Annotated in this window: 23 protein-coding genes; 20 read left to right on the top strand and 3 right to left on the bottom strand. The window is 43.0% G+C overall.

Translation table 11 applies throughout. From position 1 onward, the window contains the following. The first annotated feature begins 7 nt into the window (after positions 1–7). Genes CL176_RS11760 through CL176_RS11750 form a run of 3 tightly spaced genes read left to right on the top strand, consistent with a single transcriptional unit; the run spans position 8 to position 2,701 of the window. Complete coding sequence (locus CL176_RS11760; RefSeq protein WP_118991462.1) at positions 8–961, top strand: ABC transporter substrate-binding protein; 954 nt, start codon at positions 8–10, stop codon at positions 959–961. A gap of 24 nt (positions 962–985) precedes the next feature. Beyond that, positions 986–1,876 (top strand): ABC transporter permease, encoded by an 891-nt coding sequence (locus CL176_RS11755; RefSeq protein ID WP_118991461.1) that lies wholly within the window; start codon positions 986–988, stop codon positions 1,874–1,876. A 12-nt stretch (positions 1,877–1,888) separates the two neighbouring features. After that, positions 1,889–2,701, top strand: coding sequence for an ABC transporter ATP-binding protein (locus CL176_RS11750; RefSeq protein ID WP_118991460.1), 813 nt, complete (start codon positions 1,889–1,891; stop codon positions 2,699–2,701). 86 nt (positions 2,702–2,787) lie between these two features. Here CL176_RS11750 and CL176_RS11745 read toward each other — a convergent pair whose 3' ends face one another. Then, a complete protein-coding gene (locus CL176_RS11745) occupies positions 2,788–4,110 on the bottom strand; it encodes an ISL3 family transposase (RefSeq protein WP_118989665.1) in 1,323 nt (440 codons plus the stop codon). 341 nt (positions 4,111–4,451) lie between these two features. Between CL176_RS11745 and CL176_RS11740 the strand changes: the two genes are divergently transcribed. Then, the gene (locus CL176_RS11740; RefSeq protein ID WP_118991459.1) at positions 4,452–5,141 is read left to right on the top strand and encodes a zinc metallopeptidase; all 690 of its coding nucleotides are present in this window, start codon (positions 4,452–4,454) and stop codon (positions 5,139–5,141) included. 17 nt (positions 5,142–5,158) lie between these two features. After that, positions 5,159–6,364, top strand: a complete 1,206-nt coding sequence (locus CL176_RS11735) for a YcjF family protein (RefSeq protein ID WP_240430557.1) — start codon at positions 5,159–5,161, stop codon at positions 6,362–6,364. A 33-nt stretch (positions 6,365–6,397) separates the two neighbouring features. Here the strand turns inward: CL176_RS11735 and CL176_RS11730 are convergent, their stop codons facing one another. Then, positions 6,398–7,012 (bottom strand): DUF2179 domain-containing protein, encoded by a 615-nt coding sequence (locus tag CL176_RS11730; RefSeq protein ID WP_118991457.1) that lies wholly within the window; start codon positions 7,010–7,012, stop codon positions 6,398–6,400. Positions 7,013–7,159: 147 nt separating this feature from the next. On the opposite strand from CL176_RS11730, the gene CL176_RS11725 reads away from it, so the two are divergent. From CL176_RS11725 to CL176_RS11655, 15 genes are all read left to right on the top strand, one after another. Then, the gene (locus tag CL176_RS11725; RefSeq protein ID WP_118991456.1) at positions 7,160–7,852 is read left to right on the top strand and encodes a metal ABC transporter ATP-binding protein; all 693 of its coding nucleotides are present in this window, start codon (positions 7,160–7,162) and stop codon (positions 7,850–7,852) included. Further along, positions 7,813–8,625, top strand: coding sequence for a metal ABC transporter permease (locus CL176_RS11720; RefSeq protein ID WP_118991455.1), 813 nt, complete (start codon positions 7,813–7,815; stop codon positions 8,623–8,625). Before CL176_RS11725 ends, CL176_RS11720 begins: the two co-directional genes overlap by 40 nt. A gap of 147 nt (positions 8,626–8,772) precedes the next feature. Then, positions 8,773–10,566, top strand: coding sequence for a PTS mannitol transporter subunit IIBC (locus CL176_RS11715; protein ID WP_118991454.1), 1,794 nt, complete (start codon positions 8,773–8,775; stop codon positions 10,564–10,566). A gap of 22 nt (positions 10,567–10,588) precedes the next feature. Continuing rightward, positions 10,589–12,655 (top strand): BglG family transcription antiterminator, encoded by a 2,067-nt coding sequence (locus CL176_RS11710; protein ID WP_118991453.1) that lies wholly within the window; start codon positions 10,589–10,591, stop codon positions 12,653–12,655. A gap of 9 nt (positions 12,656–12,664) precedes the next feature. After that, a complete protein-coding gene (locus tag CL176_RS11705) occupies positions 12,665–13,108 on the top strand; it encodes a PTS mannitol transporter subunit IIA (RefSeq protein ID WP_118991452.1) in 444 nt (147 codons plus the stop codon). Further along, positions 13,108–14,256, top strand: coding sequence for a mannitol-1-phosphate 5-dehydrogenase (locus CL176_RS11700; protein WP_118991451.1), 1,149 nt, complete (start codon positions 13,108–13,110; stop codon positions 14,254–14,256). The genes CL176_RS11705 and CL176_RS11700 overlap by 1 nt, the downstream gene beginning before the upstream one ends. Positions 14,257–14,374: 118 nt before the next feature. Next, on the top strand, positions 14,375–15,214 hold the full coding sequence (gene purR / locus CL176_RS11695; RefSeq protein ID WP_118991450.1) for a pur operon repressor: 840 nt from the start codon (positions 14,375–14,377) through the stop codon (positions 15,212–15,214). 132 nt (positions 15,215–15,346) lie between these two features. Next, complete coding sequence (gene glmU, locus CL176_RS11690) at positions 15,347–16,717, top strand: bifunctional UDP-N-acetylglucosamine diphosphorylase/glucosamine-1-phosphate N-acetyltransferase GlmU (RefSeq protein ID WP_118991449.1); 1,371 nt, start codon at positions 15,347–15,349, stop codon at positions 16,715–16,717. A 24-nt stretch (positions 16,718–16,741) separates the two neighbouring features. Beyond that, complete coding sequence (locus CL176_RS11685) at positions 16,742–17,725, top strand: ribose-phosphate diphosphokinase (RefSeq protein ID WP_118991448.1); 984 nt, start codon at positions 16,742–16,744, stop codon at positions 17,723–17,725. Positions 17,726–17,941: 216 nt separating this feature from the next. Further along, a complete protein-coding gene (locus CL176_RS11680) occupies positions 17,942–19,336 on the top strand; it encodes a sugar transferase (RefSeq protein ID WP_118991447.1) in 1,395 nt (464 codons plus the stop codon). Between the two features lie 99 nt (positions 19,337–19,435). Continuing rightward, on the top strand, positions 19,436–20,536 hold the full coding sequence (locus CL176_RS11675; RefSeq protein WP_118991446.1) for a hypothetical protein: 1,101 nt from the start codon (positions 19,436–19,438) through the stop codon (positions 20,534–20,536). Between the two features lie 126 nt (positions 20,537–20,662). Continuing rightward, positions 20,663–22,153, top strand: coding sequence for a nicotinate phosphoribosyltransferase (locus tag CL176_RS11670; RefSeq protein WP_118991445.1), 1,491 nt, complete (start codon positions 20,663–20,665; stop codon positions 22,151–22,153). Next, on the top strand, positions 22,153–22,977 hold the full coding sequence (nadE, locus tag CL176_RS11665) for an ammonia-dependent NAD(+) synthetase (RefSeq protein WP_118991444.1): 825 nt from the start codon (positions 22,153–22,155) through the stop codon (positions 22,975–22,977). Before CL176_RS11670 ends, nadE begins: the two co-directional genes overlap by 1 nt. A 17-nt stretch (positions 22,978–22,994) precedes the next feature. Further along, a complete protein-coding gene (locus tag CL176_RS11660; protein WP_118991443.1) occupies positions 22,995–23,996 on the top strand; it encodes an MraY family glycosyltransferase in 1,002 nt (333 codons plus the stop codon). A 31-nt stretch (positions 23,997–24,027) separates the two neighbouring features. Beyond that, positions 24,028–24,930 carry a DegV family protein gene (locus tag CL176_RS11655; protein ID WP_118991442.1) on the top strand — a complete coding sequence of 301 codons (903 nt, stop codon included), beginning with the start codon at positions 24,028–24,030 and terminating at the stop codon, positions 24,928–24,930. Positions 24,931–24,989: 59 nt separating this feature from the next. Here the strand turns inward: CL176_RS11655 and CL176_RS11650 are convergent, their stop codons facing one another. Then, entirely contained in the window at positions 24,990–25,631 is a 642-nt protein-coding gene (locus CL176_RS11650) for a YigZ family protein (protein ID WP_118991441.1), read from the bottom strand. Positions 25,632–25,715: the final 84 nt, after the last annotated feature.

Below are 25,715 nucleotides of genomic sequence, written 5' to 3'. Positions count from 1 at the left end.
GACGCATATGAAGAAGACGAAGCAATTTATCATTCGCTTATTTGTTGCATTAATCGGTTTGGTGAGCTTGATGAACCCTGCAACAGTCGCTCAGGCGCAAGAGGAGCTGAATATTGGCATTCTGCAACATGTTGAGCATGAATCCTTTACTGAAGCGGTAGCTGGCTTGCAAGAAACGTTAGATAAGCAAGCGGATTACTCGGTGCAGTGGGATTTGCAGAATGCCAATGGCGATATGACCACCTTGCAATCATTAGCGGAGAAGTTAGTAAGGGATAATGATATTCTCGTAGCCGTTGGGACACCCGCTGCACAAACCTTAGCTGCCATGGAAAAGGAGAAGCCGATTTTCTTCCTATGTATTACAGCACCGATTGAAGCGGGCTTAGTTGATTCGATTGAAAAGCCTGGTGCAAATATTACAGGAACGAGTAATCTAGCCCCCTTAGAAGATCAAATTAATTTATTGTTGAATAATATCTCAGATATTCAAACAGTTGGCATGATTCATAACAGTAGTGAAGTGAATTCATCAGTACTGGTTGAAGAAGCAAAGAAAATACTCCAAGCCCAAGACATTGCGGTTGAAGTGGGGACAATAACTGGCTCGAACGATATTCAACAAGTTTTCAGCTCCTTGTTAGAAAAGGTTGACGCAATGCTTTTAGTATCGGATAATACTGTAGATAGTGCAATTGCGCTCGTCGGTGATATGTTAGTAGATGCAGGCAAACCGTCTGTTGGTTCAACTGATGCCATCGTTCGTGCGAACGGAATGATGACAATTTCTACACCTTACGTACAATACGGTGAGCAGACGGCTCAAATGGTCCTACGACATCTTCAAGAAGGTATCGCCCCGGGAGATATGCCTGTGGAATATGCTGACTCAGTTGAATTGACACTGAATGAGGATAATTTACAAGCTATTGGAGTCGACCCGTCAATTATTCAAGAATAGGATTTTAAGGAGGAATACGTTTCAATGGATGTAATTATCTTAAGTTTTCAGCAAGGCGTTGTATGGGCAGTCTTAGGGATCGGCCTATACATCACTTTCCGTTTACTAGATATTGCGGACTTATCCGCAGAAGGGGTTCTACCACTGGGTGCAGCGATTGCTGCAACATTGATTTCCCAAGGTATTAACCCATACTTGGCGACAATCGTAGCCTTTTTCGGTGGGATGATTGCGGGATTGGTATCTGGATTTATTCATACAAAGATGAAGATTTCGCCGATGATTACAGGGATTTTAATGCAAACTGGACTTTATTCGATTAATTTACACGTTATGGATGGCCGGCCTAATATTGCCTTGTTAGGGCAAGATACCATCTTCTCAATGGTAGAAGGTTATGGCTTATCGCGTAATGTCAGCGTGATTGTCGTCTCAATTATCATCTTAGCGCTGATTATTGCTGCCTTAGTGTGGTTCCTGCATACGGAAACAGGTTTAGCCCTTCGGGCCACCGGTGATAACGAGCGGATGAGTGCGGCAAACGGAATTAATACGAATGCGATGAAGACGTTGGGTTATATGTTAAGTAGTGGTACGGTAGCCTTGGCCGGGGCGATGGTGGCCCAGAAAGATGGCTTTGCTGATATTGGCATGGGTATTGGGACGGTTGTTATCGGTTTAGCTTCGATTGTTGTTGCGGAAGTCATTATTCCAAATCAATCGATTGGACGTCGTTTAACGACGATTATTCTAGGAAGCTTCATTTATCGCTTAGTTATTGACTTTATCTTGAATCAGAACTTTATCGTTGTTCAGCCACAAGACTTACGTCTCTTCTCAGCTCTCTTACTTGGATTAGTTCTCTTCGTGCCTGAGATTCAAAAGAGCTTAAAACGACGTAATCGGAAAGCTTAGGAGGGATTTAACATGGCAGAAAGACAGAAGAAGTTAGAAATTATCAATATCCATAAATCCTTCGAGAAAGGCACCATTAACGAAAACTACGTTCTGAAAGGTGTTGAATTAACACTCTATGAAGGAGATTTCGTAACCGTTATTGGAGGTAATGGGGCTGGGAAATCAACCATGATGAATACCATTGCCGGCAATTACATACCAGACGAGGGAAATATTCGCATTAATCATGAAGATGTAACCTATATGCCGACTAATAAGCGTGCTTCCTTGATTGGTTATGTCTTCCAAGATACCCGCATGGGAACCGCTTCACGCCTATCTATTGAGGAGAATATGGCCCTTGCCAACCAAAGAGGTCGCACACGTGGTTTACGTAAAGGGGTGCGGGATGAGGACCGCGCTATGATGAAGGAACGCCTTGAAGTTCTCGGCCTAGGCTTGGAGAATCGCCTAACAACAGAAGTTCAGTTCTTATCAGGGGGTCAAAGACAAGCATTGACCTTGTTGATGGCTACCTTGCAAACACCACAAGTATTACTCTTAGACGAGCATACTGCTGCCTTGGACCCATCTACGAGTGAGATGGTCTTGAGCTTAACCGACAAGTTGGTTCGTGAAGAAAACTTAACGGCCATGATGATTACCCATAACATGTCAGATGCTCTGAAATATGGGAACCGTCTTGTGATGCTTCACCAAGGTCGCATTATATTAGACGTGGCGGGTGAAGAGAAAGAAAATCTCACCATCACTGACTTAATGCAGTTGTTCAAGCAACGTAGCGGGGAAGAGCTGACGAATGATGCGATGTTATTAGGTTAATATATGTGAACTTAAAGAAGCTGCCTGAGTCGTTAGGCAGCTTCTTTTGGCTCTTTGTCAAATAGGGTTGATGAGTAAATTTAAGGTCAAGCGACTAAATTTGTTGCTTGATCTTTTTCTTTGTTCTTAGGTTCATAAAGTCGGCACATGAGTAATATTCTGTCTCTAAAATGACTGAAGTTTCTGTAACCATAACCATTGCGTTTGAGTAGTTTAATCTTATTATTAATCCCTTCGATAGGACCATTACTAAGGCCTGCATGTGTGAGTGTGTTGTGGATATATTCCCCATACTTTCTGAACGTCCTTAATACACGCCTTAAGCCTTTTGAAAGTGTCATGGACCGGCTTTGTGCCAAAATCTCTTGATATCGTTGCCAGTTCCTATCCCTTAAGGCATCGCCCAATTGATGCACCATTTGATAGGTATCCTTCAAGACGTCGTCGTGCTGAATGAGATAGTCCACAATGCTACGAGTATTGGTTAACCAATCAAACAGTGGGAAGCGATGGTATTCAGTAGACATTAAGTCGCTTTTTGGTTTGAGTATTAATTTCCAATAACGCTTAAGTTTATTATAGAGTCTTGAATCTTTATAACGAACCTCGTTCATGTAACGAATTCGTGTCCGATCTAATTCGCGATTTAAGGCTTGAATTAAATGGAACGGATCAAGAATAATCTTTGCATTTGGAAACCATCGCTTTGCCAGGTGCATGTATGGTTCGTACATATCTATCGTAATGGTTTGAACTTGGTAACGTGCTTGGCGACTAAACCTTGAGAAATAAGCACTGAGTGAGTGTGTTTTTCTGTCTTCGACCACATCTACGATTTTATGTGACAGTGTATCACAACAGATGAAGCTCATCGCTGCTTTAACCGACTTAACGCTTTTAAATTCATCAAAGGATAGATGCTTAGGCAACTGTTCAGTGGACCGTATTCGAATAGCTCGAGCGGTTTCATGAATCACCCGTCGGACTGTATTTGGTGATACAAAAGTATCTTTGGCGATATCTGTTTCACAAGTGACTCTTGTGGCGCGGTCCATAATCTGTTGTTTGACTTGATTCGTAATATAGCAGTCAGGATTAACGATGGATGTCTTCGCTGTAAATGACCGCCCACAGGCTTTGCATAAAAAGCGTTGCTTAGCTAGGATTAAGTAAGCAGGTAAGCCTGATTTGGCTGTTAATGTCAGACGAGAGGAGCGTTTTCCATTACTGACAATGACATAATCATTATTGGCAATGCCACAATGAGGACAAGCCTCCGGTTTATATGCCAATGTTCCTCGATAAAAGAGCGATGTTCGCCCTTTGAATTCTATCTCTTCACAATAATCCATATCGATTTCAATGTTTTTGTCTTTTAATTGGAAGGTTTTTTCGATAAAATGATTCATACGTAGATGTTCTCCTTTATTATTGGGTCAACTTTAATATTAAAGAACATCTGCGTTTTTTGCACTTAAAAACGGTCGAGAAATTTCCATCAACCGTATTTATTTTAGAACCCTTCTTTTTTCGAGGTCGAAATCCTTCAGAATGATACACCTTAATTCGAGGATTGTTAGATAGTCCTAGCAAGACTTGGTTCTTAAACCTAGGAATTCTGAGCTGATATCCCAGATATATCGCGGAATTTAGCAAGGGTTATGGAATCACATCGTTAGAGGTGTGTATTGGCAGGAAAATTGTTATAATGGGATGACAGGAGATTAACAAGAAAGAATGGAGGCTTAACATGTATTTATATTGGGATAGCACCTATATATTAGTAATTATTGGAACGATTCTCGTAGGCTTGGCGCAAAGTTACGTGCAAGCAACCTTTAATCGTTATAGTGAATGGGCGACGGAAAGAGGCTATACTGGTAGGCAAGTTGCGATGGAAATTCTTAATCGTCAAGGGATTGGGCAAGTAGCGGTAGAACCAATTAAGGGCCAGTTAACGGATCATTATGATCCAATGAATAAGGTCTTGCGTTTATCCGAGGTGACCTATGATGAGACGTCAATTTCAGCCGTTGCTGTCGCCGCCCATGAGTGTGGGCATGCCATTCAAGATGCGGAAGGCTATAGCTTTCTGCGTTTGCGGAGTGCGATTGCACCGGTTGCCCAATTTGGCTCAAGCATTGCGGTGCCTTTAATAATCTTTGGTTTAATCTTAGGTTGGACGGGAATGACACAAGTCGGTGTTATTGCCTTTGCCTTAGTGCTTCTCTTCCAAATTGTTACCCTACCGGTGGAATTTGATGCGAGTCGTCGAGCGCTTGTGATTCTGGAGGAACAAGGTATGTTTACAGCTGAAGAGCTGCCGGCTGCTCGGAAAGTGTTGCGTTCAGCTGCCTTTACTTATGTTGCTTCCACACTCAGCACGAGCTTACAACTATTACGTTTTATTATTTTATCGAATAATCGCAACCGTGATTAATAAAGAGGTGATTCTAGGTGGCATTGTGGCAAAAGATTAGACGAATGAGTGGCAATAAGCAATTGGCGAACAATCTATTAGATGAGACGCAATCGGAAGTAGAGCGTATGCAACCTGTTAACATTATCGTAGCAGGCAAAACCGGTAGCGGTAAAAGTACGCTCATTAACGCTTTATTTCGCGAGAACTTGACTGAAACAGGGGTAGGCCAGCCGGTTACCCAGCATATCCAGAAAATTACCAAAGCGGGGGTCCCCTTAACCCTGTACGATACTAAAGGCTTGGAGCTTAGTGTGGAAGCGCAACATGAGGTCTTACAGAGTCTGGCTGATTTACTCAAAGAAGCAAAGGCTAAGGGTCCTCATGAGGAAATAGATGTGGTCTACTACTGCATCAATAATCTGGCGAATCGAATTGAAGCCTTTGAAGTGGAATTAATTGAAGCTTTGGCCAAGGAAGTACCGGTTATCTTAGTCTTAACGCAAAGCTTGAGTCAAGAACCTTCTGAACTGGAAGTTTATATCCGCTCCTTGGATTTACCCCTTGCCGAAGTGGTGCCCGTACTTACCAAAGATTATGCTATTCAAGCAGAGCAAATCATTGAAGCCCATGGCTTACAGAGCCTGGTTGACTTGACCCTAGCTGTGATACCTGAAAGTAGTCAGCAGGCTTTTGTTAATGCCCAACGCATTGATCTAAATCGAAAGGTGCAAGATGCAAGACGTTGGGCGAAGCGATATATTACTACGAGCTTTGGGGTGGGCTTCATGCCTATTCCAATGTCTGATGCGGCGATTCTTGTCCCGATGCAAATAACCATGTTAGCGCATATTACGTCTATCTTCGGCTTGTCCTTAGATAAGGCGCAAATTGTGAGTATGTTTGCGGGAATTGGAGGGACCGGTGGGGTGACCTTGCTTGGCAAGACAATTGTTTCCTCAGCCTTTAAGTGGGTACCAGGCTTAGGTACGGTAACAGGCGGGGTTATTAGTGGAACGACTGCCATTACCTTAACGATTGCCTTGGCTTACAGCTATATCGAAATCTTAAAGCAGATTACTTTGGCTGAATCGCAAGGGCGGGATTTACCGCTGAAAGAAATTCAAAGACTGATGAATCAGAATTTGGCAGAACATTTAGCCAATGCCCAGCAATTCATCCCCCAAGAAGTCAAAGACCAGTTACCCGCCTGGCTTAAAGGCTTTCTAGATGAAGAAAACTGAGGAAATAGCGTAAAGCTACTTCCTCAGTTTTTATTAGTCGTCAATATATTCTTCCTTTGATAAAGTGTCCGCGTCACTCACATGGACTGCTTCCGTTGTTGCCGGTGTCGTTTGGGCTTGGATTTTGCGACGGTTAATCCGCTTCGTCCAGAAGCCACCATGAATATATTTAGCATCATAGGAGATATAGAAAGCATCCGGGTCAATCTCATCCAGGGTATTGCGTAAGGCAACTTCGCTGGAACGAGGTGTTAAGACTGTTAAAATCAAACGGTCGCCGTCTCGGCCATATCCCGGTTGCAAGGTGACCCCATAACCGCGTTCACGGAGGGCTTCTGCCAGATAATGATTGTCTCCTTTAATAAAGATTTGTAAGGCCGAGTAACCTAGGGCAATTCGATTTTCAATCAGAATTCCCAGGTAAATCCCTAGGCCAAAGCCGAAGGCATAGGCAAAGAGGTAGAGTACATTCTCCTGAATATATTGCATGACAATTGAAAGTCCGACAGTATAAATAGTTGTCTCAACAATGGCAATAAAAGGCGCAATGTTACGATAGCCACGCATAGTCAGAAGCGTTCGGATGGTATTGAGAACAATGTAAACCAAATTAATCCCAAAAACCTGCAACAATATAAACCAATTCATCTAATCTACCTCCTTTAGTTTCCACCCCATCCTACCGCAAATAAATATAGAAGTAAACCGGTATTTAGATTGACATCGACCGGCAAAATGATTAAGATAGCATAGACAAAGAGTAACGGTTACGTTTTACAGAAATTAGGTGAGAAAGTGGAAATATTAAATGTCGAAGACCTATCTTTCTATTATGCTGAAGAGAAGGTCTTAGATGATATAAATTTCACCATCCATAGTGGTGAGTTCGTCATCTTAACTGGCGAGAATGGGGCAGCTAAGTCTACCCTATTGAAGAATATATTAGGTCTGCTGCGTCCGGCCACTGGTACGATTACTTTGGCTAAGAAGAACGAATCAGGTGAGCCGTTAAGTGTCGGCTATATTCCGCAAGATATTACGTCCTTTAATGCAGGCTTCCCGAGTACAGTTCAAGCATTGGTGGAATCGGGACGTTATCCCAAGAATCGTTGGTTCCGAAAGCTTGACGCCAATGACCACGCCCATGTCGATCGGGCGCTGGAATCCGTTGGCATGGAAGCTTTTCGCAATCGTAAAATCGGGGAATTGTCTGGTGGGCAAAAGCAACGCATTAACATTGCGCGTACTTTTGCGACGGATCCGGACTTCTTCGTCTTGGACGAGCCGACAACGGGCATGGATACGAATACCCGAACGAACTTTTATCGTTTATTAAAGCATAGTTGCAAGGTCCATAATAAGACGGTTTTGATGGTGACGCATGCGGATATGGAAATTGAAGGGTATTATGACCGCGAAATTCGTTTGATTCGAGAGGAGGGTGTGCCATGGAGATGCTTCAGTATGACTTCATCCAGCGAGCATTAATCGCAGGCTTAGCCATGTCGTGTATTACGCCAATTCTTGGCTTATTGCTGATTTTAAGGCGGCAGTCTTTAATGGCGGATACTTTATCTCATATTTCCTTAGCCGGGGTTGCCTTGGGCTTAGTCTTACAAGTAAACCCGACCTTTGCAACCTTATTCGTTGTAATCTTGGCTTCCTTATTAATTGAATATTTACGGACTTTGTATTCGAACTTCTCTGAAGTTTCGATTGCTATAATGATGTCAGCAGGGATGGCTATCGCCCTTGTCCTAGCAAGTATGAATACCAATAGTTCCACCGTGAAGATTGACCAATATTTATTCGGTTCCATCATCTTAATCGCGCAAGATGAAGTGAATTTACTTATTGCTTTAGCTCTGATAGTGGTGGTCTTGTATTTAGTTTTCCGGAGGCCTTTATATGTTCTCAGTTACGATGAGGCAACGGCGATTACCTCAGGCTTGCCGGTTCGGTTAATCTCTATCGTATTCTCCGTCATCACCGGTGTAGCGATCAGTATTATGATGCCTATTGTAGGGGCTTTGCTCGTTTCGGCTTTAATTGTCATTCCATCGGTCACAGCCATTAAGGTATCACGTAGCTTTAATCAAGCCATTCTATTGGCCTTTGTGATTAATGTAATTGGTATCTTCTCTGGAATTGCCTCTTCTTATTACTTAGATACACCGCCCGGTGCATCCATTGCTTTGTGTTTCGTCTTAATTTTCGGTCTCGTGACCTTATGGGAACGGGTAAGTAGACGAGGGTCCTAGGTATGGAAGTCTCAGCTCTGTCTGAGGCTTTTTTTCTTTGGCAAAGTTGGCACATTCCAAGGTGCCAAAGATGTCACAGGGAAATCCTTGAAACCGGACGCAAATCCTTCTACAATTAAATTACTAATTGAAAAGGAGGAAACTGATATGAGTGAAACAACTCAGCAGTCGAAAGGCGCTAAAGCGTCCATTCAGAAATTTGGTAGTTACTTAAGTAGTATGGTCATGCCAAATATTGGTGCGTTTATTGCCTGGGGTATTTTTGCGGCATTATTTATTCCAACTGGTTACTTACCTAATGAAGCACTGAATGAAGTTGGTGGGGCTATGCAAGTGTATTTGCTACCACTACTGATTGCTTATGCTGGAGGTAACTTAGTATACGGACAAAGAGGTGCGGTAGTCGGAACAATCGCTACGATGGGGGTTATTGGCGGATCGAACGTGCCGATGTTTATCGGTGCGATGATGATGGGGCCTTTAGGCGGATGGCTCATCAAGAAATTTGATGAACAATTCCAAGATAAAGTTCCATCTGGCTTTGAAATGCTTGTGAATAACTTCTCTAGTGGTATATTAGGTTTCTTACTCGCTATATTAGGTTTTTATGCGGTAGGGCCAATTGTTTCTGCCTTAACGCATTGGATGGCCGTCGGGGTTGAGAATATTATTGAGATGGGTATTCTTCCATTGGCGAATGTTCTGATTGAACCAGCGAAGGTTCTGTTCCTAAACAATGCGATTAACCACGGAATTCTAACACCCCTTGGGAATCTACAAGTAGGTGAGTTAGGTAAGTCGATTCTCTTCTTACTGGAGACAAATCCTGGTCCAGGTTTAGGGGTTCTTCTAGCCTTTGCCTTATTTGGACGGGGTTCTGCTAAGTCTTCTTCATGGGGTGCAATGCTGATTCATTTCTTAGGTGGTATTCATGAGATTTACTTCCCATATGTAATGACGAATCCATTGCTCTTTATTGCCGTCATTGCAGGGGGTGTTGTAGGTAGCTTTGTCTTCGGTTTATTTAATGTCGGATTAACTGGCCCTGCTTCACCTGGATCTATTGTGGCTATTCTAGGTGTTACTGCTCGGGGCGACCATCTAGGCGTAGTTGCCGGAGTATTAGCAGCAGCGCTTGTGTCATTCCTGGTATCGGCCGTAATCTTACGCTTTAGCCAATCGACCAATGATGACTTTGAAGCACAGAAGAAAGCCACCCAAGCAGCCAAGGCGGAATCAAAAGGACAAAGCGTTGCATTAGACGCCGAAGAGCAAAGTGATGAAGTGCCTACCTTTGATGAAATCGATCAAATTATCTTTGCTTGTGATGCGGGAATGGGCTCAAGTGCGATGGGGGCATCGCTTCTTCGTAAGAAAGCCAAAGAAATTAATCTGAATAAGAAGATAACCAACTCAGCCATTAATAACTTGTCCGATGATGCCAAGACATTAGTTATTACTCAAGAAGAACTAACGACAAGAGCCCGTAGACAGGCACCAAGTTCAACACATATCTCCGTTGAGAACTTCTTAGATGGTGATCGTTATGATGCTATTCTAGCTGAAATGCAGGCTAAGAGTGAAGGTGTAACAAGTGAAGTAGCGCCAGAGAAACAAGCGACTGTTCAGCAGCAATTGCAAGAGGCAGCCGATGTTGATTTCTCTAATATAAAAGAAATTACTTTCGCCTATGATGGTAAAGTAGGGGCCTCAACCATGGCCGCTTCTCAACTGCGTAATCAATTCACCCAGGCCGGCATTCAAACGCCAGTAACGGCTAAACCTGTAAGCGAACTGCATGATAGCCAGCAACAATTAGTAATTGTTGAAGCTCCGCTAGATGCACAAATGAAGGCTTATGCTAATCAATCTATGTGGGTTAGTTATGCGAACTTGCTGGATGAGTCGAATTATCAAGCGTTGATTGATGCCTTGAAATAATTAAATAGGAGGTGGAGGCAGCGTGGATTTTAGTTTCCGAGAAGAGCAAATTCTGGAAAGCTTGTTGGAAAATCCTAAAGGGCTAACAGTTGAGCAGTTAATGCGACGTTTAAATGTAAGTCGCCGAACGGTATACCGTGAACTGAAGACTTTAGAGCAGACCTTGGCCTCTACCCCTTTATGGCTTGAAGCAAAGCGGGGCCAAGGTTATCAACTAAAGTCTGATAAAGCAGAGGCCTATAGTTGGCTCAAGTCTGAGTTGAAACAGACACAAACTGACACTATCGATGCAGAAGAGCGTCAGAATTTGTTGACCATCACTTTGCTTTTACAGCAAAAGCCGGTAACTACTGAATCATTAGCAGAAGCTATGGGAGTTAGTGTTGGCACGATCCAGAATGATTTACAAGGCATCGCCCAGAGCCTCTTGCCTTATAAATTGAAATTGGAACGTCAAGCAGGAATCGGTACTTTGGTGACTGGGAGTGAATATCATCGACGTCAAATTGTCAGTCTCATCATTAACAGTCGATTAAGTGAAGTAGAGTTCTTTCGCTATGTTAATCATTTAACTGCTGAGAATTTACCCGTAGCTTCGCATAAGTTTCTCAAATACATTCAACCCAGACATCTCTTGGCAGTACGTAAAGTATTACAAGATGAGGCAGATCAATTGCTCAAAGCAGTGACAGATAATCAGTTGCAGCAGGTTATGATAGGTCTGGCACTGTCCTTAGACCGTATGACCCAAGGGTATTCTTTAAAAGAGCAAATTGAAGTCCAAGGTATCCAAAATCAGGATTTACAGCTAGCCCACCAAATTACCGGTTATTTATCAGATTATTTGGGCTATGCCTTTAATATTAATGAGCGACATTATTCAGCCCGGCTACTAGCTGGAGTGAATTATAATGAGCATGTGTCAATCTTTGGTGAGAATTTCGATACGGACTTATCTTTTCGCGTTAAGGAGCTCATTCGTCTAACAACCGAGCGGACAGGTAACGACTTCCGTCGAGATCAAAAGTTATACCAAGATTTATTAGCGCATATCCAAGCAGCACTTAAACGACCTTCATCTTTAACTGTTCAAGTTATCAATGATGCTTTGGATGATATTCAACAGCGTTACGCTGAACTATATCGAATAGTCATACAAGCCTTTCAGGAGGTTTTTCCCAAAGAGCATTTATCTAAGGATGAGATGACCTATATCGTTATTCACTTCGCCACGTCCCTGGAGCGACGCCCAATGAGCTTGCGAGAGATTTCTGTTCTGGTTATCTGCTCAAGTGGAATTGGCAGTGCTAGAATTTTAGAAAGTCGCTTACATAAGCGCATTCCTGAGATAAACCGAATCGATATTGCTCGATTCTCTCAAATTCATAATATGAATTATGATGGTTATGATTTAATTCTCTCGACCATTCACTTGGACCATTTCACTCAAGCTTATGAGATTATTTCGCCCCTCCTGCTAGATGATGAAGTCGAACGTATTCGTTCAATTATCCAGCAATGGAGCCAGAAAGAAAAGAGCGATGCGTTAGATGTATTTGAAAAGAGGGCGAAGCCTCATGCCTTTGATCGCTTGTACCAGACAATGACGCAAGCCAATGTATTACTACAACGGTTTACGGTAACACATTTTGAAAGTAAGCATGATTTAGAAAGTACCTTACATGGTATTATAGCGAAGGTACCTGAAGAGATTATACTGGAACCAACGGCTGTCGCTGAGCAGGTTGTTCAGCGTTACCATATAGCTCCTTTAGGAATACCTAAGACGAACTTGGCACTCTTTCATAGTGCTAACAAATGGGTGAAGGTGCCGTATTTCGCGGTAATTGATTTAAGTCGAAATTTTGAAATTATGGGTATGGATCACCAAATGATTGAGATGGACCGAGTATTATTACTCTTAGGACCTGAAGAGATGAGTGAGTCGGAGCAGGAGTTACTAGGGATTATTAGTCGCTCTGTAATCGAGAGTGATTTGAATACAGAAATTTTTAAACATGGCGACCAGGAGCAAATTTACCAATTATTAAGTGCGCTCTTTGTCGAAGCCATTCGACATATAGAATAGGAGGCAATTATGGAACTTAAGAAAGAAGCTATCTTGTTAGACCAGACCTTCCAAACGAAGGAAGAAGCCATTCGCCAAGCGGGGCAACTTTTAGTTGATGCTGGGGCAGTGGATGCTGGATATATTGATTCAATGCTGGAAAGAGAAGAAGTCGTTACAACCCATATGGGGAATTTCGTAGCGATTCCTCATGGAACAGATGAAGGTAAAACCCACGTGAAATCTACCGCAATCTCAATTATTCAAGTCCCTCAAGGGGTGAATTTCGCTCCGAATGAGCCGGAGGAGAAGCTGGCAATGATGATTTTTGGGATTGCAGGCGTAGGAAATGAGCACTTAGATGTCCTCTCTAAAATTGCAGTATTTTGTGCGGATGTCGAGAATGTGGTACGCTTAGTGAACGCGTCAACCGAAGAAGAGATTATTCAAATGTTAGGGGAGGTAGAAGCCTGATGCGTGCAGTACACTTTGGAGCTGGGAATATCGGAAGAGGCTTTATTGGTGAAGTTTTAAATCAGAATGATTTTGCGATTACCTTTGTTGATTTAAATGAGCACGTCATCGATGCCTTGCAAGAACGCGGTGAATATGTAATCGAATTAGCTGAGCAAGCGAAGACACAAATTAAAGTCTCGAATGTAACGGGTATTAATAATGGGCAAGATCCTGAAGCAGTTGTCCAAGCGATTCGTGAAGCGGATATTCTTACTACGGCTATTGGCCCAAACATTCTACCGCATATTGCTGGTTTGATTGCCGACGGGATTCAAGCGCGCTTGCAAGCGAAGAAAGAAACATCCATGGATATGATTGCTTGTGAGAACATGATTGGTGGCTCACAGTTTCTTAAAGAAGAAGTGTACAAGCACTTATCGGAAGATGCTAAAGCTTACGCTGAGGAATATATTGGTTTCCCGAATGCTGCTGTGGACCGAATTGTGCCAATTCAATCCCACGAAGACCCATTATTTGTCTCAGTGGAGCCTTTCAAAGAATGGGTTATCGATCAAACGCAATTGAAGGGAACTCATATTCACTTAAATGATGTGCTATATGTCGAGGACTTAGAGCCTTACATTGAGCGGAAGCTCTTCTCAGTTAACACAGGGCACGCCACGGTTGCATATAAAGGTTACTACGAAGGCTTCACAACTATCGATGAAGCCTTAGAAGATAAAGGAGTCCATGCGCAATTGGAAGCTGTGCTTAATGAAACGGGTGCGCTTTTGGAAGCTAAGTGGGGCTTTGAGCATGAGGCACATCAAGCATACATCCAGAAAATTATTTCGCGCTTCCAAAATCCGAATATTTCTGATGAAGTAACCCGGGTGGCCCGTACACCTATTCGTAAATTAGGTTATGATGAGCGTTTCATCCGGCCATTGCGAGAGGCTAAAGCCCATGAGCTCACCTATAATGCCTTATTAGATACCATTGGTTTAATTTTCCAATATGACTATGCTGAAGATGAGCAGGCCCAAGCCCTTCAAACGAAGTTACAAGAACAAGGTGCCACGGCTACGATTGTAGAGGTAACGGGACTGACTGATGCAGGACTAATTTCCGAAATTGAAGCAGCGATTGCCAAGTACGCGAAGTAGTTCGACTACTTAACGATACATACTTAGCAAACTCTTAGACAAACTCACCTTTGGGGTGAGTTTTTTTATTTCGCGGAGTTTGGTATACTAAGGGAAATTCCTGCTCAAGGAGGTTGAGATGGAAAACTTAAGTCATTATAAACGTAGCCAGCGCCTTATTTATATTACCGAGTATTTCTTGTCGCACCCCAGTCAACAAATCCAATTGCGTTACTTCATTGATTTATTTCAAGTCTCCAAATCGACCATCAGTGAGGATGTTTCGCTTATTCGGGATGTGTTCGAAGATAAGGGGTGCGGGACTATTCGTGCCGAAGTGGGTGCTAGTGGTGGTTTGTATTATCAACCGCATCTTCTCGGCCAAGAGCGTCGTAGGTTCATTCGCGATGTTCAATTTGCCTTAACCAATCGTCAGCGGATATTGCCAGGCAACTATATTAGTTTAGATGATATTCTAGAAGATCCGTACTTGCTCAATCAAGCAGCCCGGTTAATTGCGGATTATTACAATGTGTCAGAGATTGATGCGGTCATGACGGTTGAGACGAATGGGGTTGCTTTAGCGGTAATGGTAGCGCATTATTTACGGGTGAAATGTGTGATTGCCAGGCGTGACTCTAAAGATACGGTGGGGCCAACCATATCTATTAATTATGTATCTGGCTCCCATCAGGAAGTGCGGAAGATGGAACTTCCTAAGAATAGTTTGCAAGCTGATATGAAAGTATTAATTGTGGATGACTTCTTACGCAATGGAGGAACGATTCAAGGCCTGACAGCCTTATTGGCGGAATTTAATTGTAAAGTGGCGGGAATCTGTCTTTTCGCTGAGAATTCTGGCCAATATACGATGGACTTGCCAGCTTATGACGCTTTATTCAATGTGCAATTAGCCTATAATAAGACGAAAGGTCACTATGAGTTGCAAGCTGAACCGGGAGAGATGTTATCCTTTTGAGAAATATCCTAAAGTTGGCATGAGGGAAAGGAAAAGGGCGGAATAATCCGCAGGGAAGGGAGATCCTTGTAGAAATATTCCGCAATTAACAGTATAATTATAGCAGAGACGAATTATATAGGAGTGGTGTGTATGTCGCAAAGATTTGCGATTGTTCTAGCAGCGGGAAAAGGAACGCGCATGAAGTCAGAACGGCCAAAAGTTCTGCACGAAATTAACGGATTAAGTATGATCGAGCATATCTTTCAAGCCTTGAAAAAAGTGCAAGTGGACAAATTGGTCACGGTTGTCGGCCATGAAGCTGAACGCGTTCAAAGTGTTCTGGCTGGGCAATGCGACTTTGCTTTGCAAGCGGAGCAACTCGGAACGGGCCATGCTGTCTTACAAGCACGTGATGTCTTGGAAAGTTTAGACGGTACGACAATTGTAGTCAGTGGCGATACGCCTTTGCTGTCAGGAGAGACGCTGGAGGAACTTTTCACCCATCATGAATCATCAGGTGCGAAAGGAACAATTCTAACGGCTGAGGCATTGGATCCAACGGGTTATGGCCGGGTGGTTCGCAGTGAAGATGGCAAAGTCGCTTATATTGTCGAACATAAAGACGCCTCTGAAGCAGAGCAAAGGGTAAGGGAAATCAATACGGGTACATATATTTTTGATAATCGAGCTTTATTCGAAGCTTTAAAGCAAGTTGGGAATGATAATGCCCAAGGGGAATATTACTTACCGGATGTCATCGCTATTCTCAAAAATCAAGGGGATATGGTTGATGCCTTCATGATGGAGAACTTCGATGAAGGTATGGGCGTGAACGACCGGGTTGCTCTGTCTACAGCAAGTCGCTTGATGACACAGCGCATCAATGAAAAGCACATGTTAAATGGTGTCACCTTTGTAAATCCTGAGACAACTTATATTGAAGTCGGGGTTGAAATCGGGCCAGATACAGTGATTGAAGGCAATGTTTCAATTAAAGGTCAGACAAGAATCGGTGCCCACTGTGAGATTACCTCAGGCAGTGAAATTATCGATAGTCAAATTGGTGATTATGTGCAGGTCCGTTCATCTTCAATTGAATCTTCCCAAGTAGGTAATCATAGTGATATTGGGCCAATGGCTCACTTAAGGCCGAATGCACAATTAGGTGAATACGTCCATATCGGTAACTTTGTGGAAGTAAAGAATGCGCAAATTGGTGACCATACGAAAGCCGGGCACTTGAGTTATATTGGTGACGCAACTCTTGGGCGCAACATTAATATTGGTTGCGGGACAACCTTTGTTAATTTCGATGGTAAGAAGAAATCGCACACCACTGTTGGGGATGACAGCTTCATCGGAAGTGGGGTTAACTTAATTGCACCCCTGAATATTGCTCCGCGTTCTGTTCTAGCAGCGGGTTCAACTATTTACGAAGACGTTCATGAGGAAACTTTGGCAATTGCACGATCAACTCAGACAAACAAAGCAAACTACTGGTCTAAATTTAATAACAAATAGTCTGTATATGATGGAGGTATTATTGTGACTGAAAAAAATTATAAAGATCCAAAACTCAAGATTTTCTCCCTTAGTTCAAACCGGTCCTTGGCAGAGAAAATTGCTACAGAGGTCGGCGTAGAGCTCGGTGAGTTAAATATTCTGCAGTTTGCAGACGGAGAAATCAAAATCAACATCGATGAAAGTATCCGTGGATCTCATGTGTATGTCATTCAATCAACGTCATTCCCAGTCAATGACAATCTTATGGAACTTATGATTATGATTGATGCCTTACGTCGGGCAAGTGCCAAGACAATTAACTTAGTGATTCCATACTACGGCTACGCCCGCCAAGACCGTAAAGCACAGTCACGTGAGCCGATTACAGCCAAATTGGTAGCCAATATGCTTGAGATGGCAGGGACGGACCGAATTGTTGCGATGGATTTACATGCAAACCAAATTCAAGGCTTCTTTGATATTCCAGTAGACCACTTAATGGGAGCACCCCTTTTAGCGAATTACTTCATTGAACGTAATTTACAAGGCGATGAGGTCGTTGTCGTCTCGCCAGACCACGGAGGGGTAACCCGGGCCCGTAAATTGGCGGAGTTTCTTAAGTCACCCATTGCGATTATCGATAAACGCCGTCCGAAAGCCAACGTTGCGGAAGTAATGAATGTCGTAGGGGATGTCTCAGGCAAGACCGCGGTCATCATTGACGATATGATTGATACAGCTGGAACGATTACTTTAGCTGCCAAAGCTTTAAAAGAGAAAGGTGCCACTGAAGTTTACGCATCTTGTACGCATGCTGTCCTATCAGGTCCAGCAATTGAACGTTTAGAAAATTCCGAAATTGAGAAAGTCGTGGTTACAGATACGATTGAACTACCTGCTGAGAAGAAAATCGCTAAAATCGAAACCGTATCGGTAGCGAAATTAGTTGGAGAGGCGATTAGACGCATCCACGAAAACCGCTCTGTGAGCCCACTTTTCCAAGAGAAATTCAATATGATTGATTAAGGAATACGCCGAGTCCCGCGCTAGTGTGGGGCTTTTTTGTTTTTATTAGACGTGCAGGAGACTCAAACGATGCTCATTCAGCGACTTTCTTCTTGAAATATATATTTTACTTTGACATCCGCACCGCTTTAGCCTATTCTATTATTACTCAAATAATTGCCTTAATTCTCATAGAAGGTAGATTAGCTAAGCTATTAGCCTGAAAGGAAGTAAAAAGTGAATAACCGAAATGAATGGAATGGGCTACTACGCGTTTGTGTCGTATTAATAGGCGCCGTTCTTTCTATTGCTTGTATATATTTGTCTTTCTATCTTAAATTCGGTACGGACATCCCAACAAGGAATATTGCACCTTTTTCTGAGTTTTATATTTGGATTATGATTGGTTTCGTGGTGATTAATTTACTGTTTGGGACGTATGTTTTCTATAACAAACAGGTGATGGATCTCTTCTATACGACCATGCTTTCCCAATTAGTGCTCACTTTCTATCTTATGGCCTTGTCTTATGCTGGGAGCTGGTTGAGTTTCCCTAGGTCAGTGATTCTTATAAATTTCTTTGTCAGTACGCTGGTAATTTTCCTATATAACTTTGCCATCTACCGCCTTTATCAGAAGGTGCGGGGGAGTAAATCTGTTATGGTTGTGGGCAAGAGTGAGCGTGCTTTAGAAGCGGTGAAGAATTTCGAATCGATGGGGAATCGTCGCCATGAAGTAACCCACGCAGTATTAGATAATTACTTATACCACATTAAAGCCTTATCAGATGAAGTGGATATTGTCTATTTGACAGGTCATATTAAAGAAAGCACACGCCTAGAAATCTATGAGTACTTAATGAAAAGCAATAAGAAGCTCTTTATTAGTACGAATTTCGAGAACCTGATGATGGTTAACCCCAATATTATGCACTTTGAAGATGAAAGTATCATCGAAGTATCCGAGTTCAAGATTTCAGCCGAAGAAGGCCTTATCAAACGGATGATTGATGTGGTAATTTCTCTAGTCATGCTTATTGTTACGTCGCCAATTATGGTAGTGACGGCCATTGCGATTAAGTTGGATTCGCCAGGACCCATCTTGTATCAACAGGAACGCGTCACGAAAGACCAAAGAACCTTTAATATTCTCAAGTTTCGTTCGATGACGCAAGAGGCTGAATCCACGTCTGGGCCTGTCCTTGCAACGTCTAATGATGCCCGTGTGACGAAAGTCGGTAAATTTATTCGCAGTACACGCATTGATGAGTTACCTCAGCTTTTCAACGTCTTAAAAGGGGATATGTCCATGGTGGGCCCTCGGCCTGAAAGACCGTTCTTTGTTGAACAGTTTGCTGAACAGAATCCTTACTATCGCCTAAGACATCATGTTCGGGCAGGAATTACTGGCTATGCTCAAGTTTACGGCAAATACAGTACAGACTTTAACAGTAAGTTGAATTTCGATTTATTGTATATTAAGAATTATTCGCTGACCTTTGATTTTAAATTGATGTTCCAGACGCTTAAGATTCTTTTCGACAAGGTGAGTTCACGTGGGGTGGATGAAACATCAGATAATCGCAGTAATCGCTGGTCTGATTATGAAGACCGAATGAAGATTATTCAATAAATAGTGTATAAAAACTCAACATTTGCTGAGTTTTTTGTATATCGCTTTCATATTCTGTAAGAATCTATGGTATAATTTTATTAAAAGGAGGCATTTAAGATGAAACGTACATTAAGAACACTGATGTCACTATTGGTTGCTGTTAATATGATGTTCCTACCGATTTCTCAAACCGTCTCTGCGCAAGATAACCGCGCTGTATATGAAGAAATTATTGAAGTCAATCAAGCAATTGAATCCCTGGCAGGTACCTTTGATATTGCTGTAAGTGCTGATATTGAAGAGAAGAATATTCTGGATATGAAGGCCACCGGTGATTTCCAAGTTCAATTAGCTAGTGAGGTTGAAGCAGCTGGAAACGTCGCGATAAATGGTACGGTTTTGGACACATCTTATGATTCTGAAACGGATGAAGTGAAAGAAACGACCGAGAGCTTCAACCATGATGTTGACTTTGTGCTGAAAGATAGTACCTTCTATTACCAAGAAGATGATGAATGGTTGAGTCGTGATGTGCAAACTCAAGTCCAAGAATTCCAAAGAGCTTATCAAGAAGCATTGAAGCAACAGTCGGAAATGTCCCAGGAAGACTTAGTGGCTTTTTATGAGAAGTATTATACGTTGGAAGAAACTGACGAAGGTCTTGTTATGAGTCTACAAGATAATGTAGATGTAGACGAATTGAAAGCGGATTTAGAAGCGATGATGGATATGGAAGCTTATATCAATCAAGCTATTGAAGAACAGAAAGCGGTCTTTGCCGAACAAGGGATTGAGTTTACTCAAGAAATGGAAGACTATATCCGCCAAGGAGCCGATCAAAGTATTGCTCAAGCCTTTGATGCCTTTTCTTTGGCTGAAGTAACCTATGATAAAGATACGAAGTTAGTGAAGAAAATAGTTGCTAAGGTAGATGTTGATGATTCAAATCTTGCTGAAATGAACGAAGCGATGAACGGTGAAGGCGTGCCGTCTATTCCTTTTGCTATTTCATTTGAGATGACACTTACCTTTGATCAACATGGGGAAAGCTTTAATATTGAAGCACCAGAGAATGCGACACCCGTCAGCGAGGAGTCGATGAGTGTTGCGCCAGTTGATTCAGTTGACTCTGTTAAGTCTATTGAAACGGATGAATCGGTTGAAGAGAGTGAAGAAGAGGTAGAAGCAGAGTCTGAAGCGGAGGACTCAGCCTCTTAAATAAACCCATAAGTAATGAGCAGAGAAAGCCACGTTTCAGTGGCTTTTTATGTATATGAAGTGTCTTTATGTGAGTTGTATGATAGAATAAAGCATAAATTTACTGGGATATGAAGGAGAAGAGACATGAAGGAATTCGAAGATGACAGTTTGATGCTCCATACGGATTTGTATCAAATTAATATGCTCAAAGTCTATTGGGAACACGGTATTGACCAGCGCCATGCGGTGTTTGAAGCTTATTTCCGTAAGAATCCATTTGAGAATGGTTATGCAATCTTTGCTGGCTTAGAGCGCATTGTCCAATATATGAATGCGTTGAAATTCACAGATGCGGATTTAGCTTATTTAAGAAGTCTAGGGAGCTATGATGAAGCGTTTCTAGACTACTTGCGTACGATGGAGTTTACCTTATCTGTTCGTGGGATGCGTGAGGGTGAACTATGTTTTGCAGATGAACCTTTGATTCAAGTTGAAGGTCCTTTAGGCCAGTGTCAGTTAGTCGAGACGGCGATATTGAATATCATTAATTATCAAACCTTGATTGCCACGAAAGCTTCCCGGATTCGCACAGTTGCGGGGGAAGAGGATGGCTTGTCAGAGTTTGGTTCCCGTCGAGCTCAGGAGATGGATGCAGCCATTTGGGGCACTCGGGCGGCTTATATTGGGGGCTTTGATTCGACCAGTAACGTGCGAGCAGGCAAGTTATTTGGGATTCCGGTCTCGGGAACCCATGCCCATTCTTTAATTCAAGCTTATCGTGATGAGTATGAGGCCTTTAAAGCCTATGCTGAAACCCATCGTAATGTGGTCTTCTTGGTGGACACCTATGATACCTTACGTTCTGGGGTACCAACAGCTATTCGAGTTGCCAAAGAGATGGGCGACCGGATTAACTTTGTAGGTGTGCGCATTGACTCCGGGGACATCACCTATCAGTCTAAACGGATTCGTGAGCAATTAGATCAAGCAGGCTTCCCTCATGCACGTATTATTGCATCGAACGATTTGGATGAATTGACCATATTGAACTTAAAGATGCAAGGCGCAAAAGTAAATGATTGGGGCATTGGTACCAAGTTGATTACCGCCTTCGACCAACCTGCTTTAGGAGCAGTGTACAAATTGGTCAGCATTGAAGATGATACCGGCAATCTCGTGCCAACCATGAAAATCTCAAGCAATGCGTCCAAGATGTCTACCCCAGGAGTTAAGCAAGTATGGCGGATTACCCGTAACTCAAACGGTAAATCTGAAGGAGATTATGTTGCCTTTAACCATGAGCGACCAGATTTACTGGAGGAGCTTTATATGTTCCACCCGGTGCATACATATATTAATAAGACGCTCACAGACTTTACAGCAAGGCCGTTATTAATTCCAATCTATGAACATGGCCAGCAAGTATATGAATTGCCTACATTAGAAGACGTTAAAACCTATGCCAAGCAGAATATCGATGATTTGTGGGATGAATATAAACGTATCTTGAATCCAGAAGCATATCCTGTGGACTTATCCCAAGAGTTGTATGATGCGAAGATGACGAGTATCCACGAAATTACGGCCAAAGTTAATGAAGAAGTGAAGGCTTTCCAAGCAGAGGAGGCTGAATAATGAGCATCCAAGCAGAAATCATTGCGGCTTTAAAGGTGCAAGCAAGCATTGAACCAGCTGAAGAAGTTGAACGCTCAATCCGCTTAATGATGGATTACCTAATCGCGAATCCAGGCTTGTCGACCTTGGTCCTAGGTATTAGTGGTGGCCAGGATTCGACCCTTGTCGGCCGCCTGGCCCAAATGGCTGTGGAGCGCTTGCGGGAAGAAACTGGTGAAGAGCGCTATCGCTTTATCGCCATTCGGCTTCCTTACGGTGAGCAAGTCGATGAGGCAGATGCTCAGAAAGCTTTTGACTTTATCCAACCTGATGAACGGATGGTAATCAATATTAAAGCGGCTACGGACGCTATGGAAGCGGCTATTCTAGCCAATGACTTAGTCATCTCTGACTATAATAAAGGCAACATTAAGGCGCGGCAACGGATGGTTGCCCAATACGCAGTTGCTGGCGCACGTCAAGGGGTGGTGCTTGGGACTGATCACGCGGCCGAGAGTGTGACCGGCTTCTTTACTAAATTTGGGGATGGCGCAGCTGATTTGATGCCGATTTGGCGCCTAACGAAGGGACAAGGCAGGCAACTGTTGGCGTATTTAGGCGCACCAGAAGCCCTTTATCTGAAAGTTCCCACAGCTGACTTGGAAGCCGATCGGCCGATGTTAGCGGATGAAGAGGCTTTGGGTGTATCGTATGAAGCAATAGATGCCTATCTGCGCGGAGAAGACGTTAGTCCAGCCGGCCGGGCAAGAATTGAAGACTGGTATCTAAAGTCAGCTCACAAACGTCATTTACCGATTACTGTATTTGATACATTCTGGCGTTAGGAAAGGAGGAGACCTGCGTGTCATTGAGTCGTTTTTGGCTGGGTATAGCATTAGCAATACTTTGTTCGAGTATATTAGCCGCAGGTCTTGTTCAATTCTTTCGCGTTAAGTGGACCGACCAAGCAAGTGTTCCTCCTTATGGGGGCCTTGCTGTTTTTGTGAGTGTGTGGCTCGTATTCTTTGGGATGTTTCCTGAGTTAGTGTTCAGGAGCGAGCAGTGGCACATCTTTCTCAGCTCTTGTGTGATATTACTTACGGGCTTATTAGATGACCGATATGATTTAAGCCCGCTACAAAAGTCGGTAGGGATTGTCCTAGCGGCTAACTATCTGTACTTTCAAGCGGGTGTACAGTTTAACTTGTCCTTCCTGCCCGATTTGCCTACTGGACTGGCTCACATTCTGACCTATATTCTGACGATGGTGTGGCTTTATTTCGTTACGAACGCGGTAAACTTTATGGACGGTTTGGATGGGTTGGCAAGTAGTGTGTCGCTTGTGAGCTTACTTTCCTTAGCCATCATCGCTTATCTCTTCAGTCAAACTATTCGCTTAACATTTATTACCTTGTTATTGTTATTGGCAGCAGCCATTCTTGGTTTTCTGCCTTTTAACTGGCATCCCGCCAAGCTTTATTTAGGTGATACCGGTTCTTTATTTATTGGTTTTATGTATGCTGTCTTGACGGTGAGTAACTTGAAGAATGCGTCCTTCTTCTCTTTAATTATTCCGATTATTATTTATGCATTACCCTTATTTGATACGGTGTATGCTACCATTCGACGCTTTCTAACAGGTCAGTCGGTCACCCGCAAAGACCGGGAGCATTTACATCACCGATTAATGCGGCAAGGCTATTCCAATTCTCAAGTCGTCATCATTATGACCAGTATTACAATGCTTTTCTCGTGTTTAGCGATTGTAGTGCAATTCTTCCCAGCCTATCGCTTTCTGTTGATGTTATTGGCTTTAGGTATTCTATGCCTACTCTTACACTTGATCCATCGACTGCGACATTAATATTACACTATACCTAAGGAGCGAACCTTTGATGAAAACAGCCATTCTAGTAGATAGTACAGCTTCCCTCAGCCAAGCTTTACAAGCACATGAAGATGTGTACGTTGTTGAATTATCGGTGATTGACCAAGCAGGGAATGTTTATACTGATACGACAGATGTAGTGAAGATGCATAGCTTTTACCAGCAATTACGTCAAACTGATACATTACCTACGACGTCCCAACCTGAACCGCAAAGTATCCTAGAGCAGTTTCAGCGACTCATTGATAAGGGGTATGAGCGGGTTTTTGTCTTGCCTATTTCAGCAGCTTTAAGTGGGACCTATAACACACTCTCTTTAGCAGGACAGCACTTTGATTCAGAAATTAGAACGCTTATGATTGATACGAAAGGCACCTCATATAAGATTGAGCATATGGTCCGCCAATTGCTAGCGATGCTCAGGGCAGGTTATGAAGAAGCAACCATTATTGAGAAATTAAATTGGCTTGCTGATGAAGGGAAGATTTATGTCGTCGTTGACGATTTAAACAACCTTGTTAAAGGCGGGCGCCTGTCTAAGACCGGGGCCCTTCTAGGTAGCGCTTTGAAGATTAAACCGGTACTCTACTTTAACGAGAAAGGCGCAGTGGAAGTCTTTGAGAAGGTTCGAACGATGAAGAAAGTGGAACAATTATGGGTACAATTAGTCCAATCAGCGACGCGTCAGTATCCTGAAGGCTTCGATATAGCCTTTGCCCATGGTGATGTGCCGGAAGAAGCGCAGCGCATGCATCAGGTTATCGACCAATCGGTAGCGGATTTAGCCTGTCGCAGCGGCTATTTAACGCCCGTATTGGGTGTTCACAGTGGGGCTGGTGCACTCGGTATGGGCATCTTGCCAAAGGTCATTGAGGTAGCTGGCGATGGTTATGTGGAAGAAGCGCAATAATAAATAATACCCTCTATACTTATCGCAGAGTCTGCCATAAGTATAGGGGGTTTCTCATCTTAAACTTCACGGGGAACATTTACGGTCTGCTCCCCGAGCTCGTCCCACACAAATTGGGCGTTGAATAGCTCGGTTAATTGCTTATGGACATCCTCAAGAACGTCCAAGCCGATAGCCAGCTGGTATTGAACTTTATCGGTATAAACCGTGTCCATTAAGGTGACCGGCAAACTACCTTGCTCAAGTTGGTAGTTAAAGCGGTCTACTTGGTTGTATTCAACTGTCACATGGACTAGCATCTGGCTGACATTCTGAATCATTTGGGCTTCGCCTAAGGCTTCACTCACAGCGGTGCTATACGCCCGGATAAGGCCACCGGCTCCTAGCTTAATGCCACCGAAGTATCTGACGACGACGGCCATAATATACGTCAATTCGTTTTGGCGCAAGACTTCAAGCATGGGCATGCCGGCCGTACCACTTGGTTCGCCGTCATCACTCATGCGTTGGACGGAGGAGTCTTCTTCAAGGATGTAAGCTTGGCAATGATGTGTCGCCTTGTAATGTTCTTTGCGAATGCTGGCTAGGTGTTCTTGGAATTCCGCTTCGCTTTGAATGGGAATTAAGTATGTGAGGAAACGGGATTTCTTGATTTCAATTTCATGGAGGATAGGGTCTTGAATGCTATAATAATTTGCCATGGTTTCACACTTTCTAAGTAATCTCTCTTATAGTGTAGCATGTTTCGACCTTGTGAGACAATGTTTGTTATTTACGGAGAAAAT

This window comes from Suicoccus acidiformans, from assembly GCF_003546865.1.
GTDB classification, from domain to species: Bacteria; Bacillota; Bacilli; order Lactobacillales; family Aerococcaceae; genus Suicoccus; species Suicoccus acidiformans.
The sequence above is the reverse complement of the archived record's forward strand: the minus strand, read 5'-3'. Positions and strand labels throughout refer to the sequence as shown.

Coding starts and splice junctions, on each gene's coding strand:
- CL176_RS11745 (WP_118989665.1), bottom strand. CDS start 4,110: ATGAATCATTTTATCGAAAAAACCTTCCAATTAAAAGACAAAAACATT.
- CL176_RS11750 (WP_118991460.1), top strand. CDS start 1,889: ATGGCAGAAAGACAGAAGAAGTTAGAAATTATCAATATCCATAAATCC.
- CL176_RS11670 (WP_118991445.1), top strand. CDS start 20,663: ATGAAGGAATTCGAAGATGACAGTTTGATGCTCCATACGGATTTGTAT.
- glmU (WP_118991449.1), top strand. CDS start 15,347: ATGTCGCAAAGATTTGCGATTGTTCTAGCAGCGGGAAAAGGAACGCGC.
- CL176_RS11655 (WP_118991442.1), top strand. CDS start 24,028: ATGAAAACAGCCATTCTAGTAGATAGTACAGCTTCCCTCAGCCAAGCT.
- CL176_RS11740 (WP_118991459.1), top strand. CDS start 4,452: ATGTATTTATATTGGGATAGCACCTATATATTAGTAATTATTGGAACG.
- CL176_RS11675 (WP_118991446.1), top strand. CDS start 19,436: ATGAAACGTACATTAAGAACACTGATGTCACTATTGGTTGCTGTTAAT.
- CL176_RS11705 (WP_118991452.1), top strand. CDS start 12,665: ATGGAACTTAAGAAAGAAGCTATCTTGTTAGACCAGACCTTCCAAACG.
- CL176_RS11755 (WP_118991461.1), top strand. CDS start 986: ATGGATGTAATTATCTTAAGTTTTCAGCAAGGCGTTGTATGGGCAGTC.
- CL176_RS11700 (WP_118991451.1), top strand. CDS start 13,108: ATGCGTGCAGTACACTTTGGAGCTGGGAATATCGGAAGAGGCTTTATT.
- CL176_RS11760 (WP_118991462.1), top strand. CDS start 8: ATGAAGAAGACGAAGCAATTTATCATTCGCTTATTTGTTGCATTAATC.
- CL176_RS11715 (WP_118991454.1), top strand. CDS start 8,773: ATGAGTGAAACAACTCAGCAGTCGAAAGGCGCTAAAGCGTCCATTCAG.
- CL176_RS11730 (WP_118991457.1), bottom strand. CDS start 7,012: ATGAATTGGTTTATATTGTTGCAGGTTTTTGGGATTAATTTGGTTTAC.
- purR (WP_118991450.1), top strand. CDS start 14,375: ATGGAAAACTTAAGTCATTATAAACGTAGCCAGCGCCTTATTTATATT.
- CL176_RS11720 (WP_118991455.1), top strand. CDS start 7,813: ATGGAGATGCTTCAGTATGACTTCATCCAGCGAGCATTAATCGCAGGC.
- nadE (WP_118991444.1), top strand. CDS start 22,153: ATGAGCATCCAAGCAGAAATCATTGCGGCTTTAAAGGTGCAAGCAAGC.
- CL176_RS11650 (WP_118991441.1), bottom strand. CDS start 25,631: ATGGCAAATTATTATAGCATTCAAGACCCTATCCTCCATGAAATTGAA.